Origin of the sequence: Amycolatopsis suaedae, from assembly GCF_004214935.1 — a bacterium.
GTDB classification, from domain to species: domain Bacteria; phylum Actinomycetota; class Actinomycetes; order Mycobacteriales; family Pseudonocardiaceae; genus Amycolatopsis; species Amycolatopsis suaedae.
Genome location: NZ_SFCC01000008.1, coordinates 182,949 through 196,083, shown reverse-complemented (window position 1 = coordinate 196,083; position 13,135 = coordinate 182,949). Strand labels below are relative to the sequence as shown.

The following is a 13,135-nucleotide window of genomic DNA, read 5'->3' as shown; positions in this document are numbered from 1 at the left end:
GGCAGGCTGCTGGAGGCGACGTACCAAGCGGGAGTGGAATTGGCGAAGTTCCACCAGCCGGAGTGCTCAGGCCCAAGCCAGCGGACGCACCACCGGTGAACATGCTGGGCACTCGTCGCGTCATTTTCGCGGTCGACGAGACCGTAGCCCCCTGCTTGCCCCACGGTGCGGAGCCTGTGGGTGCGGTTAAGCAGTACGAGGACGTCTGCTACGTCTGCGGCCCCGAGGCATCGCCGTCGTGCTCGCCGAGCGATCGGTTGACGGTCACAAGCCGCCGGGGTGGGTGGAGAGCCAGTCGGGGTGGCGGGCCTTGAGGGCGTCGCGGGCCGCGGTGGTGGGCAGGAGGACGTCGGCGCCGCCGTCGTAGGGGTGGTGGATCCGGTCCATGGACAGGCTGGTGATCATGACCCCGGCGGTCTCGTCGTCGGCGACGGCATGCAGCAGCTCGTCCAGGGCACCGCGGCGCCAGGGGAGCTGGCTGACGTAGAGGTGGACGTACGAGACGAAGTCCGGGTGCTCGGGGCTGACGTGCGTCCAGTACTCGGCGCCGGGGTGCCAGCGTTCGTGGTCGGCGGGGCGCGGTTCGGGTGTCGCGTCGTCGGACCAGTCCGGGGTGATGACCAGGACGTCCTCTCCGGCGAAGAGTTCGTCGAGGACGGTGTTGTAGCGGTGCAGGACAGTGGCGTACTCGGCTTCGTCGCCGGGGTAGCGCTTGGACTCGGGCAGGCTGTGGAAGCGCACCCACCGGTCGGGGTGGGAGTGCTTCAGGTCGTGGGCGATCGGCGGGCAGTCCTGCCAGTTGTGCCGCCAGCGGTCGTGGAGATCGGTCATCGCTCGCGCCAGGCCAGCGGGGACAGGGTGGTGGCCGCCTCGGCGATCCGGCGCGCGGTGGCGGTCCGCAGGCCGTCGCGGGCGGAGGCGATCCAGCCGTCGAGCCGCTGGACGCCGACGTCGCGGTACTCGAGGGCCTGCAGCAGCATCTCCAGCTTGTCGGCGTCCTTGGCGCACAACGCCTCGGCGGACTGCCGTGATTCGTACTCGTCGACCGCGCCGCGCACCATGTCGCGCGACTGGTCGGGGAGGCTCGCTGTCTGGTCGGCGGTGATCCGGCGGGGGTCGGGCTTGGTCAGGTATCCGGCGGCCGTGTGCGGCAGGTCGCCCGTGCGGGTTTCCTGACTGTCGTGCCACAGCGCCAGCAGCGCCGCCCTGGCCGGGTCCGCGCCTTCCTCGACCGCGAGGACGGCCGCGAGCTGCGCCGTCCGCAGGCTGTGCTCCGCGACCGACTCCGGGTCGCGGACACCCGCGTGCCACCAGCCCGCCCGCCGGATGCGCTTCAGGACGCCCAGCTCGTAGCCGAAGGCGGCGATCGCGGCGGCGTCATCGGGCACGGGTGGTTCCTTCCTGATTCTGGCAGGGTGAGGCGGATGGAGGCGACGTACCCGACACTGCGACAGGTCGTGCTCGACTGTACCGACGCCCGGGCACTGGCGGAGTTCTACCGGGAGCTGCTCGGGCTGCGCTACCGGCCCGGTGACGAGCCGCCGGCGGCGGGGGAGCCGGACCCGCGGGGACAGGACTGGCTGGTGCTGCGGGACGTGGCAGGCCGGCCACAGGTGGCGTTCCAGCAGGTCGACGAACTACCGGAAGCGAACTGGCCGACCGGGCCGTGCCCGCAGCAACTGCACCTGGACCTGACCGTGCCGACCGCGGACGAGCTTCGGCGGCAGCACGAGCGGGCCCTGGCACTGGGCGCGCGGCTGCTGTACGACCGGTTCGACGACCCGGAGGAACCACTGCGGGTCTACGCCGACCCCGCCGGGCACCCGTTCTGCATCTTCGTGGCGCCCACGGCCTGAGCGCCGCTTCAGGCGGGGATGCGGTGGAACAGGTTGGTTGCGGGTCTTCGGCGCCTGGCCAGCCAGGCGGGTGGGTGGAACCGGGGTTTGCCGTCGACCATGGTGACGGTCCAGTCGGTGTGGTGGATGACGCGGTGGTGGCGTCCGCAGAGGAGCACCATTTCGTCCACATTGGTTCGTCCGCCGTGTTGCCATTCGCGGACGTGGTGGACGACGCACCAGCGGGGTTTGCGGGTACAGCCGGGGAACGCGCAGCCACGGTCGCGCAGGGCGAGGGCGCGGCGCTGGGCTTTGGTGGCCAGGCGGGCCTCGCGGCCCAGGTGCAGGACCTCGCCGTCGGAGCCGAACACCGCCGGAACGAGCTTGGCCTCGCAGCACAACCGGGACAGCGCCGACGCGCTCAGGTACCCGGCGCCGTCGAGTGCCGCTCCGGCGCGGCGTTCCAAGTCCTCCAGTGTCACCGTCACGGTGACGACGGCGCGTTCACCGGCTTGGGTGTGCAGGTCTTCGGTGCGGGCGACCAGGTCGACGATCTCGGCCAGCGCGTCACCCTTCCGCTCCGCCTGATCCCGGAGATCGGGCACGCCTTCCTCGGCGGGGTGTGGTTTGGCCAGCACATCGAACAACCCGTCCAGCGTGGCGCCGGTTTCCGGGTCGAGGACCCCGGCGAAACGGTACCGGCCCCGCCGGTCCACCATGGAGCGGAACTCCCGTCTCGGAGTCACCTCGGCGTCCTCGTCGGGCGGCGGGCCGTCCTGATCGAGTGTGGCCTTGATGTGGGCACCGGCCTTGCGGACCGCGGTCGGGGGTGCGGTGCGGGCCAGGTCCAGCAGGATGTCCTCGAATCCCGCCCGCGCGGCCACCGGCAGCGCGGTGATCGCCCGGTGGATCTCGGCCGCGTGTTCCGGGGAGATCTCACCCGCCACCAGGGCCGCGCCGGTCGCGGCCAGCTCGGCCGGACCCGCCAGGTCGCCGCGGAACAACGCCTCGGCCAGCTCCACCCGCTGCTTCGCCTGCCGGGGTGAGACGTTCAGGTTGTCCACCTGAAACGCCGCCAGATCCCGGAACCCCAGATCGGCACCCCGCGCACTCAACTCCGCCAGACCTTCCAGCACCTGCGCCGCGGCCGCGGCCAGCTTCTCCTGGCCACGCTGGATCACGGCGGCTACCTCCTGATCGGACAGCCGCCACGACCGGGTACCAGTCTCAGCGAACACGTCACCATTCTATACGAACACACGTTCGAAAAAATCACACGATTGAGCGACACGTGGTCGCGCGCGAAACGGACAAGCCTCAACGACGGGTTGAGACACGACGAGCGGCACCCGGTATGTAACCCGGTACCACCACTCACACTTGTGGTCTAGACCACGTAGGCCAACCTTGCGAAGTCCTGTCGCGTTCCTGTCGGTTTCCTGTCGAACCCGCCGTGGCCGTCGCCCGCTCACTAAGGTCCGTCCCAGTTGAACATTTAGCAACCAGGAGTGGGTTCACATGTTTGGTCGCGTTCAGGACGTCGCCGCGCTGGTCGGCCGGATCGGTGTCGCCGTGGTGTTTCTCGCGCACGGCCTGCAGAAGTGGAACAACGGTGTCGACGCCACCGCGAACGGCTTCGAGACCATGGGCATCCCGCTGCCCACCATCGCCGCCATTTTCACCATCGCGGTGGAGATCGTCGGTTCGGTCGCGTTCATTCTCGGGCTCGCGCTCCCGCTGGTGGGGCTGGGTTACGTCGTCATCGGCGTCGGCGCGATCTTCGGGGTGCATCTGGAGAACGGACTGACCGGGCAGGGTGGCTACGAACTGATCCTGGTCCTCGCCGCGGCCGGGCTCGCGCTGGGCTTCAACGGGGGCAGGCTGGCGCTGGACCACGTCCTGTTCGGACGCAAGAAGGAGCGCGAGACCCAGCCGGTCTAGAGCCTCAACACAGTCCGCTCGGTGTTCTCCTTGTCCGCCAGCTTCGCCGGGTCGGCATTGCTGACCTGCACCAGCGACGCGCCGGCGGCCAGCGGGGCCAGGAAACCGGCCAGGACACCGTCGGGCACCGTCCACTCCAGTGTGGACAGTACGCGGGCCCCGGGCGGCACAGCTGCTGCCCGGGCCCGCTCCAGTGTCTCGTCCACAGTGGACGAGCCGAGGGCGGGCGTCGAGCCGGGAACGGGCGACAGTGCCACGAAGTCGTCACCGGCCAGGCGGGCGTCGGAGAGGAAGTCGACCCGGCCCTCGCCGGGATCGGCGGACAGGCCCCGGCCCATCGGGTCCAGCGACACCACCGCCGTGATCTCCGCCGAGGCCTCACCGGAGGGGTCGACGAACGCCACCCGGCCACCGGATTCGACGACCGTCGCACCGCACCACCACGCGCCCAGCAGCACACCGGCCGTCTGCCAGTGCGCGGGCAGCGCGACCGACACCGGGTCGCCCGGTTCCACGTCGGCCTCGTCGACCAGCCAGTTCGCCGTCTTGGCCGCCCAGTTCGCCAGCGTGGCGACCGACAGCTCGACCCGGGTACCCGCGGCGTCGTCGTAGTGGGTGATCAGCGGCTTGGCCGCGGACCGGGCCAGCAACGGGCGCAGCAACTGCTCGGTGAGAGACACGCTCCCACCTTAATCAACACAGGTGACGCCATCCTGCGACGCCTGCGCGCTCCCCGCGGCGGCACCGCCACCGGCCGTGGGCGCGCCCCGCCCGGCCAGGCCCGCCACGAACTGGCGCACGGCGGGCAGGTCCACCTCGATGATGCTCTGCCCGTCGTCACTACGTGCCCCGACGGCGACCACCGGGATCGTCACGAAGTTCACGTTGCCGCCCGCCAGCGAACGGGCCTGCTGGGCGAACTCGAGCAGGTCCAGGTCGGGATCGAGCACCAGCGACCGGCGCACGACGTCGGTCAGCTCGGTCAGCTCCCTCGGGTCGGCCAGCGTGCCGGCGGACAGCACCTGCTTCAGCGCCGAGGACAGGAACGCCTGCTGCCGCACGATCCGCCCCAGGTCGCCACCGGGCAGGTTCTTGCGCTGCCGCACGAACGACAGCGCCTCGCCGCCGGACACCACCTGCACGCCCTTGCGGAAGCTGGCACCGGAGTCCTTGTCCTCGGTGGCGTGCTTGAGGCACACCTTGACCCCGCCGAGGGCCTCGGTGAGCAGGTAGAACCCGAGCAGCCCGATCTCGGCGTAGTGGTCCAGCCGGATCTGGGTGAAGTCCTGCACGGTCTTCACCAGCACGGCCCGGCCCGCCTGGTCGGACTCGCGCTCCACCGCGGCGTCGTCCCGCTTGCCCCGCAGGCTCTGGGCCGCCTTCTCCTTGGCGACGCCGAACGCCGAGTTGATCTTCCCCTTGCCGCGCTCCGGAATGTCCACCCAGGTGTCGCGCGGAATGGACACCGCCGACGGCTTGCTGCCGTCCTTCGGGATGCGCAGCACGATCAGGGTGTCGGTGTTGACCCCGGCCACCGCCTCCGTCCGCAGCCGCTTGAGCAGGTCCAGCGGCAGCTGGTTGCCCTGCTGGTCGGTCCGCGAGTCGGCGCCGACCAGCAGGATGTCGGTGGCGCCGTCGTCGGCGGGCGGGGCCGCCGGGTCGTTCTGCTCCTGCAGCGACGGAGTGGTCTGGACGTTGTCCCGGACGTCGTTGATGCGCACGTAGGCGTAGCCGGTGGCGGCCAGCGCGGCCACCGACACCAGCGCCACGACGGCCTTCGCCGCACCCCGCACGCGCGACCGCTTGCGGCGCGGCGGCGGCTCCGGCGCGGGGGCGGGCTTGGACGGCTGCGGGAGCGACCGCGGATACGGCGTCGGTTTCGGCCGCTTCTCGGCGCCGGCCGTGCTGCTCTTGTCCCGCTCCGGCGGGACAGTCTCCTCGTCGTCGCTCACCCCGGTCACCTCCCCCTGCAACCCACTCTCGCCTGCCCCCTCAGGCTAAGGCACCACTCCGACTCTCAGTTGACGCAGGGCACCCCACCTGCGGTGATGGGCTGGTCGGCCGCCGGAGGCTCGGTGACCTGCTGGGCCGGTGGCTGCGACGGCGGCGGGGCGGCCTGCGACGACGCCGGCGGGGCGGCGGGCGGCTTGTAGTCGGCCCCCAACAACACCCGAACGTGGCCCTTGGGCACGTTGCGGTCCGGCTCGAACTGGTACTGCCCGCCCAGCGCCTGCTTCAGCAGCTCGGCGTTGGCCGCTTCGGACGGCGCGTAGCGGATCACCGTGGTCTGCCTGCGGTTCAGCGAGGTGTCCGAACCGTCGCGGAATCCCTTGCCGCGCACCAGATCCCGCACCTCGGTGCCGGTGGCCGAGCGGCCGGTCGCGTTGATCACGTCGACCGTGACCGCGTCCGCGCCGGGGATCCCGGCGGCGGGCGGCTGCGGACCACCGGGGGCGGCGGCACCGTCGCCGGCCATCCGCTCGAAGAACGTCCGGACCTGCTGCTCGTCGATCTTGAGGACGTCCGCGCCGCCGAACTTGGCGTCGCCGACGATCGGGATCGTGCGGAACTCGACCTTGCCGCCGGTCAGGCCACGCATCTGCTCGGCGAACTCCATCAGGTCCCACCCCTCGGAGAGCACCACGGACTTCTTCACCGCGTTGATCACGTCGGCGATGCGGACCGGGTTCATCAGCACGTCGGGGGAGAGCACCTTGCGGGCCAGGCCGGACAGGAACGCCTGCTGCCGGGCGATGCGGTCCAGGTCGCTGTTGGGCAGGTCGTACCGCTGCCGCACGAACGACAGTGCCTGCTTGCCCTCGATGAGCTGCGGGCCCGCGGGCAGGTCGACACCGGAACGCCACTCCTTGACCGGCGCCTTCAGGCACACCTCGACGCCGCCCATCGCCTTGGTGACCTCGGCGAAGCTGAACAGGTTCACCTCGGCGTAGCGGTCGATCAGCTTCGGCTTGCCGAGCAGGTTCTCGATGGTGGCGATGAGGTTCTTGCGGCCCGCGATCTTCGCCTGCGCGTCGGCGGCCTTGATGTCGGTGCCCTGGCCGGTCAGCGTGCCGAAGGTGTCGTTGTAGGCGTAGACGAACGCGCTGTTGAGCTTGTGCTTGCCGTAGCCGCCTGCCAGTTCGACGAGCGTGTCCCTGGGGAACGAGATGGCGACCGCCCGCTCACCGTTCTGCGGGATGTGCACGAGGATCATCGTGTCGGTCTGCCGCTCGCCGTCGGCCTTGCCGCCGTGCAGCTCGGCGAGGATCTCCGGCGGCAGCGGGTTGCCCTCGTTGTCGGTCCGGCTGTCCTGGCCGACCAGCAGGATGTCGACGGCGCCGTCGAGCGGCTTCTTCTGCAGGCCGCCGCCGTCGAAGACGTTGGTGGTGGCCAGGCCCTGGTTCGGGTCGCCGATGACCTGCCAGCCGTACCAGGCCGCGGCGAGCACCACGACGGACGCGATGGCGATCACGGTCTGGGTCACCCGTAACGCGACGGTCGCCGGGAGGCTGTGTCTGCGCCGGCTCCCGGCGTCGAAAGCCTCGTCATATGGACGCGGCGGCCCAGCGGTCACCACGCGCTCCTCCCAGCCCGACACACCAGCATCCGGTGACCCCGCGTCACCGGCCCCCTGCCGTGTCCATCCACTCTACTGATCCTTGTGTGTGACGTACGTAGGATGGGTGAGGTTGCCAGGGGACCGGAGATAACCGTTCGTGGTCATCCGACTGCTCGATTCGCTGCTTTCGACCTGCCGGATTCCACCCGCTCCCGTGGCAGACTGCCCCTGAAAGCGTGGGAGCAGGGCAGCTACGGAAGGGGTATGGCATGCGGGCGCTCGTCACTGGGGGTGCGGGCTTCATCGGGTCCCACTACGTCCGGCAGGCACTGTCGGGTGAATACGAGTCCCTCGCCGACGCCGAGATCGTCGTCCTGGACAAACTGACCTACGCCGGCTGCGAGGCCAACCTCGCCCCGGTCGCCGACAATCCGCGGCTGCGGTTCGTCCAGGGCGACATCTGCGACGCCGGTCTGGTCAGCGAGCTGATGACGGGCACCGACCTGGTGGTGCACTTCGCCGCCGAGTCGCATGTGGACCGCTCGATCCTCGGGTCGGCCGACTTCGTGCTCACCAACGTGCTGGGCACCCAGACGCTGCTGCAGGCGGCACTGGACGCCGGGGTCGGCAAGTTCGTGCAGGTCTCCACCGACGAGGTGTACGGCTCCATCGAGACCGGTTCGTGGACCGAGGACCACATCCTCGAGCCCAACTCGCCGTACTCGGCGTCCAAGGCGTCCGGTGACCTGATCGCCAGGGCGTTCCACCGCACACACGGCATGAACGTGTGCGTCACCCGGTGCTCCAACAACTACGGGCCGTACCAGTTCCCGGAGAAGGTCATCCCGTTGTTCGTCACCAACCTGCTCGACGGCGGCACGGTCCCGCTCTACGGCGACGGCCTCAACATCCGCGACTGGCTGCACGTCGACGACCACTGCCACGGCATCCAGCTGGTGGTCGACGGTGGCCGTCCGGGCGAGATCTACAACATCGGCGGCGGCACCGAGCTGACCAACAAGGAGCTGACCAAGCTGCTGCTGGAGGCCGCGGGCGTCGGCTGGGAGCGGGTCGTCCCGGTCGAGGACCGCAAGGGCCACGACCGCCGGTACTCGGTGGACATCGGCAAGATCAGCAGTGAGCTGGGTTACGCTCCGCGGGTCCCGTTCGACACCGGGCTCGCCGACACCGTCCGCTGGTACGCCGACAACCGCGCGTGGTGGGAGCCCCTGAAGGCCCGCGCGGCCGTTGGGAGCAAGTGACTCCTTGGGCGACAAGCTTTGCCTGCTGGTGCCGGGAGGCACCGGTCAGCTCGGCACCGACCTCGCTGCGCTCGCGTCCGACACCGTCTCGGTGCGGGCGGCGGGGTCGGCCGAGCTGGACATCACCAGCGCCGGCTCGGTGATCGAGGCCGTGTCCGCGCTCGCGGACGAGGCCCAGGCGTCGGGCTCGCGGGCGGTGGTGATCAACGCCGCCGCCTACACCGCGGTCGACGCGGCGGAGTCCGACGAGGAGCGGGCGTTCGCGGTGAACGCCGACGGCCCTCGGGTCCTGGCCGCGGCCTGCTCCTCGCGGCGCGTGCCGCTCGTCCACGTCTCCACCGACTACGTGTTTCCCGGCGACGCCGACCGGCCGTACCAGCCGGACGACCCGCTAGGCCCCCGCAGTGCCTACGGCCGCACCAAGGCCGCCGGTGAGGACGCCGTGCTCGGTTCCGGCGCCTCGGCGTGGATCGTGCGTACCGGGTGGGTGTACGGGCTGACCGGCAAGAACTTCGTCCGCACCATGATGCGCCTGGAGTCCGAACGCGACACCCTGTCCGTAGTGGACGACCAGCGCGGCGCGCCGACCTGGTCCGCCGACCTCGCCGCCGGGCTGCTGGAACTGGCCCGCGCCATCGCGGCCGGGCAGGGACCGCGGCAGCGGGTCCTGCACTGCACCGGGGGCGGCGAAACGACCTGGTTCGGCTTCGCCAGGGCCATCTTCGGCCACCTCGGCGCCGACCCCGAGCGGGTACGGCCGTGCACGTCGGCCGAGTTTCCCAGCCCGGTCGAGCGGCCGGCCTACTCGGTGCTGTCCGCCGACGCCTGGCGTGCGGCTGGGCTCGCCCCGCTGCGCGACTGGGACGAGGCGCTGACCGCCTACTTCGAGGCCCTGCGCTCCGCCGCGGTGCGGTAGGCCTGCACAGTCAGCTCCGCGCAGCGCCGCCAGGTGAACCCGGCGGCGTGCGCCCGCCGCTGTGCCAGCGTCGAGGCGGCGTGCGGATCCGACACCGCGGCCCGCAGCGCCGTCACGAGTGCGTCCACGTCGTCGCGCGGCACCAGCTCGGCGAAACCGCCGGACACCTCGCGCAGCGCCGGGATGTCGGTGCACACCACCGGGACGTCGCAGGCCATGGCCTCCAGCACCGGCAGCCCGAAGCCCTCGTCGCGGGACGGCAGCACCAGTGCCGAGGCTCCGGCGACCACCGCGCGCAGGTCGACCGGCGGCAGGTAGCCGGTGTGCAGAGCGCGTTCCGAGGTGGTGAACCGGCCGGGCCCGGTGAACACCAGCGGCGGCAGGTCCGGTGCGGCCGCGTGGGCGCGGGACAGCCAGGTCAGCCCCTTGCGTGGCCCGGCGGCGCCGACGAACAGCAGGTACTCCGCGGGAAGGCCGAGTGCCTGACGTTGCTCCTCGGGCAGCGGCCGCGCGGTGAACCAGGCCGGGTCGACGCCGAGCGGGGTCACCATGATCTTGTCCCTGGACACGTCCAGCCGTTCGGCGACCGAGTCGGCGACGGCCGAGGTGGGCGTGCAGATCACGTCCGCGCGTGCCGCGCCGGAACGGACCAGCGCGGGCAGGTCACGGTCGCTGGGGGACAGCTCACCGGGAGCGTCGAGGAACGCCAGATCGTGCACCGTCTGCACGCCTGCGGCGCGGAACGCGGCGGGGAGCACGAAGTTGGTGCCGTGCACGACGTCGGTGCGCCCGGCGAACAGTTCCACCGGCGGGAAGTTGCCGCGCAGCCAGCACTGCCGCAGCAGCCGCGCCGCCACCGGCATGCCCCTGGCCCGCACGCCGTGCGGCAGGACCGAGCGCAGCCTGCGCCAGCCACGCAGGGTGAAGGCCACCGTCCTGGCGTCGACGGTGTCGTCCACACCCCAGGAGACGAGCTCCTCCAACAGCGACGCCGTGTAGTGCCCGATCCCGGTCCTGGTGCCCAGCAACGGGGTGCCGTCCAGCAGCACCCGTAGCGGCCTGCCTGCTCTAGCCACGGCGCCGCCGCGCGACCTTCAGCACCCGGCCGCCGACCCGCCGCGCCAGCTCCTTCGGCCCGCCGTCGGCGAGGTACTCGCGGACCAGCGCCAGATCCCGGCGGACCAGCTCGGTGCCCCGCAGCGGCGCGGACGGGGCCAGCGGTTCCGCCCCGGGCAGCCGGTCGGCCGCCGGGCGCGGGTTGCGGCAGAACTCCACCAGCGGCGCCAGCGCGTTCGGCCAGGCGAACCGCTGTGCCACCGCCGCGATGCGCTCGCGGCAGCCCGCGGCGAACTCCTCGTCGTAGAGCGCGCGCTCCAGCGCGTCGGCCAGCGCCGTCGCGTCCTCGGCGGGCACCACCACGCCGAGCCGTTCGGAGCGCACCAGGTCGGCGAACGAGTCGCCGTCGGTGGTGACGATCGGCAGGCCGGCCCACAGGTAGTCCAGCACCCGGGTGCGGAACGCGAACGTGGTCTCCACGTGCTCGTAGTGGGTGGTGACCCCGCAGTCGGCGTCGAGCAGCCAGTTCTGCCGCTCGCCGTAGGGCACCCACTGCTCGTTGAAGAACACGTGCTTGCCGGTCAGCCCGAGCGAGTCGGCCAGCCGGATGGTGCGGGCGCCGATGTCCATCTCGGTCACCTCGGGGTTGGGGTGCTTCATCCCGAGGAACACCAGCCGGACGTCGCCGCGGCGCTCCCGCAGCAGGTCGACGGCGCGGACCAGGGTCAGCGGGTCGAACCAGCTGTACACCCCGCCCGCCCAGATGATCACGTGGTCGGTCTGCGCGATGCCTGCCACGTTCGCCCGCAGGCCGGGACCGGTGCGCCGGGGCGGTTCGGCGCCCAGCCCGAACGGGACGACCGCCAGCAGCGACTGGGTGGTCGGGTCGGCGTCGTAGAGCTGCGGGGTGAGCCTGCCCAGCGCGGTGAGGTGGCCGAGCCAGAACAGCCGCTGCCGCTCGGAGGCACACAGGAAGAAGTCGCCCCGCTCGACCTGGTTGACCAGCACCTTCGTGACGCCCTCGAGGTCGGCGGCGCGGCGGTCGTCCGGTACGCCCTTGCCCTGTTCCAGCAGCTCCAGGTGCATCGGGTCGTAGAGGTCGCAGACCACGATCTTGGCCGAGTCGCGGGCCTTCAGTTCGGGCGCCATCTCCAGGACGTGCCCCTGCAGGATCACGATGTCGGCCCACGCCACCGGCTCGGTCAAGTCCCGCCGGCGGGCAGCGCTGACCGAGAACGGCGCGGGCGGCGGGTCGGCGACCGGGTTGACGGTGACCAGGCGGACCTCGTGCTCGCCGGACAGCGTCGCCGCCATGTTCCACGCCCGGATGGCGGGCCCGGCCATGCGCTCGGTGATGGCGTCGCCGGTCAGCACCAGGATCTTGCGGCGCTGCCCGAACACCTCCTCGATACCGAACGCTTCGACCAGGATGTCGTGGGCAGCCAGGTACCGGGGGAGTGGGTAGGCGGGCTCCAAAGCCTTGCGCAGCAACGGGATCAGGTCGGCGTCGGTGCGTACCCGGGCGGCCTGCTCGGCGGCGCGGGACTCGGCGAGCGAGGGCAGCAGCTCGACGAACTGGTCGATGGCCAGTACCCCGGCCAGTGCCGTGCGGGGCACCGGCACCGGGCCGGTCTCCACCGGCGCGACGCCCTTGCCGAGGTCGAGCTGGGTGGCGTCGATCTCGCCGCGCGCGGTGGACCGCCGGACGGCCAGCGCGAGCGCTGCTGGCAGGACCCTGGCCAGCGTGGCGTCGGAGAGGTTCTTGTACAGCGCCGCGAGTGCGTTGCGCTCCAGCAGGAAGGTTTCCCGGCCGGTCGCCTCGGTGTCCACTGTGGACATCGTGGCGTGATGGCGGTGGTAGGTGAGCGAGGCGGGCACGTAACGGAAGCGCCAGCCCCGCAGGTTGAGCCGCCAGCCCAGGTCGACGTCCTCGTAGAACATGAAGAACCGCTCGTCGAACCCGCCCAGCTCGGCGAACAGCCCGGCTCGGATGAACATCGCCGAGCCGGTGCCGAACAACACGTCCTTCGCCGCCTCGTGCTCGGCGGCGGGGACGTCGGCGAGCGGGCTGCCCGCGTGACGCTTGTAGCCCATGCCGAACCAGGTCAGCCCCGCGTCGACGAAGTCGGTGCCGGTGCCGTCCCAGTCCAGCACCTTGCTGGCGACGGCCCCGACCGTCGGATCGGCACGCAGCTCGGCGACCGCGGCCCGGACCCAGCCGGGGTGCGGCCTGGCGTCGTTGTTGAGGAAGGCCAGCACGGTGCCGGTGGCGTGGCGGGCGCCGAGGTTGCAGCCGCCCGCGAAGCCCAGGTTGTCCGGCGACTCGAGCACGGTCACCGACGGGACGGCGGCGCGGATGCGCTCGGCCTCACCGGCGATCCCGGAGCCGTTCTCGACGCAGATCAGCTCGACCTTCGGGTAGTCCAGCTCCTCGGCCAGGGCACGCAGGCAGGTGATCGTGTCGTCGGCGCCGCGGAAGTTCACCACGATCACCGACACCAGGGGCAGTGCCTGGTCCCCCTCGTTCACGGTGTTCACCTGGGTCAATGCCCGACTCCCTCGGCTC

The 13,135-nt window shown here is 71.3% G+C and carries 12 protein-coding genes; 4 read left to right on the top strand and 8 right to left on the bottom strand.

Going from position 1 to position 13,135, the window contains the following annotated elements; translation table 11 throughout:
• Positions 1-264: 264 nt before the first annotated feature.
• Both EWH70_RS17330 and EWH70_RS17325 read right to left on the bottom strand, forming a co-directional pair.
• Positions 265-831, bottom strand: a complete 567-nt coding sequence (locus tag EWH70_RS17330) for a DUF3885 domain-containing protein (RefSeq protein WP_130476460.1) — start codon at positions 829-831, stop codon at positions 265-267.
• On the bottom strand, positions 828-1,388 hold the full coding sequence (locus EWH70_RS17325; RefSeq protein ID WP_130476459.1) for an HD domain-containing protein: 561 nt from the start codon (positions 1,386-1,388) through the stop codon (positions 828-830). The genes EWH70_RS17330 and EWH70_RS17325 overlap by 4 nt, the downstream gene beginning before the upstream one ends.
• Positions 1,389-1,424: 36 nt before the next feature.
• Between EWH70_RS17325 and EWH70_RS17320 the strand changes: the two genes are divergently transcribed.
• On the top strand, positions 1,425-1,856 hold the full coding sequence (locus EWH70_RS17320; RefSeq protein ID WP_130476458.1) for a VOC family protein: 432 nt from the start codon (positions 1,425-1,427) through the stop codon (positions 1,854-1,856).
• A gap of 8 nt (positions 1,857-1,864) precedes the next feature.
• On the opposite strand, the gene EWH70_RS17315 is transcribed toward EWH70_RS17320, so the two are convergent.
• Complete coding sequence (locus tag EWH70_RS17315) at positions 1,865-3,073, bottom strand: HNH endonuclease signature motif containing protein (protein WP_130476457.1); 1,209 nt, start codon at positions 3,071-3,073, stop codon at positions 1,865-1,867.
• Between the two features lie 280 nt (positions 3,074-3,353).
• On the opposite strand from EWH70_RS17315, the gene EWH70_RS17310 reads away from it, so the two are divergent.
• Complete coding sequence (locus EWH70_RS17310; protein WP_130476456.1) at positions 3,354-3,776, top strand: DoxX family protein; 423 nt, start codon at positions 3,354-3,356, stop codon at positions 3,774-3,776.
• Here EWH70_RS17310 and EWH70_RS17305 read toward each other — a convergent pair.
• From EWH70_RS17305 to EWH70_RS17295, 3 genes are all read right to left on the bottom strand, one after another.
• Positions 3,773-4,456, bottom strand: a complete 684-nt coding sequence (locus EWH70_RS17305; protein ID WP_130476455.1) for a TIGR03089 family protein — start codon at positions 4,454-4,456, stop codon at positions 3,773-3,775. The two genes, EWH70_RS17310 and EWH70_RS17305, sit on opposite strands and share 4 nt — an antisense overlap.
• A gap of 9 nt (positions 4,457-4,465) precedes the next feature.
• Complete coding sequence (locus EWH70_RS17300; protein WP_130476454.1) at positions 4,466-5,728, bottom strand: LCP family protein; 1,263 nt, start codon at positions 5,726-5,728, stop codon at positions 4,466-4,468.
• 65 nt (positions 5,729-5,793) lie between these two features.
• Positions 5,794-7,260 (bottom strand): LCP family protein, encoded by a 1,467-nt coding sequence (locus tag EWH70_RS17295; RefSeq protein WP_130476453.1) that lies wholly within the window; start codon positions 7,258-7,260, stop codon positions 5,794-5,796.
• 344 nt (positions 7,261-7,604) lie between these two features.
• Here EWH70_RS17295 and rfbB point away from each other — a divergent pair, with 344 nt between their 5' ends.
• Both rfbB and rfbD read left to right on the top strand, forming a co-directional pair.
• Entirely contained in the window at positions 7,605-8,597 is a 993-nt protein-coding gene (rfbB, locus tag EWH70_RS17290) for a dTDP-glucose 4,6-dehydratase (RefSeq protein WP_130476452.1), read from the top strand.
• 4 nt (positions 8,598-8,601) lie between these two features.
• The gene (gene rfbD, locus EWH70_RS17285) at positions 8,602-9,513 is read left to right on the top strand and encodes a dTDP-4-dehydrorhamnose reductase (protein ID WP_130476451.1); all 912 of its coding nucleotides are present in this window, start codon (positions 8,602-8,604) and stop codon (positions 9,511-9,513) included.
• Here the strand turns inward: rfbD and EWH70_RS17280 are convergent.
• Complete coding sequence (locus tag EWH70_RS17280) at positions 9,477-10,589, bottom strand: glycosyltransferase family 4 protein (RefSeq protein ID WP_240687032.1); 1,113 nt, start codon at positions 10,587-10,589, stop codon at positions 9,477-9,479. The two genes, rfbD and EWH70_RS17280, sit on opposite strands and share 37 nt — an antisense overlap.
• Positions 10,582-13,098 (bottom strand): glycosyltransferase, encoded by a 2,517-nt coding sequence (locus EWH70_RS17275; RefSeq protein ID WP_130476450.1) that lies wholly within the window; start codon positions 13,096-13,098, stop codon positions 10,582-10,584. The genes EWH70_RS17280 and EWH70_RS17275 overlap by 8 nt, the downstream gene beginning before the upstream one ends.
• Between the last annotated feature and the right edge of the window lie 37 nt (positions 13,099-13,135).

Bases quoted from the DNA above. Each gene is read 5' to 3' on its own strand.
- EWH70_RS17320 (WP_130476458.1), top strand. From the start codon at position 1,425: ATGGAGGCGACGTACCCGACACTGCGACAGGTCGTGCTCGACTGTACC.
- rfbB (WP_130476452.1), top strand. From the start codon at position 7,605: ATGCGGGCGCTCGTCACTGGGGGTGCGGGCTTCATCGGGTCCCACTAC.
- EWH70_RS17330 (WP_130476460.1), bottom strand. From the start codon at position 831: ATGACCGATCTCCACGACCGCTGGCGGCACAACTGGCAGGACTGCCCG.
- EWH70_RS17310 (WP_130476456.1), top strand. From the start codon at position 3,354: ATGTTTGGTCGCGTTCAGGACGTCGCCGCGCTGGTCGGCCGGATCGGT.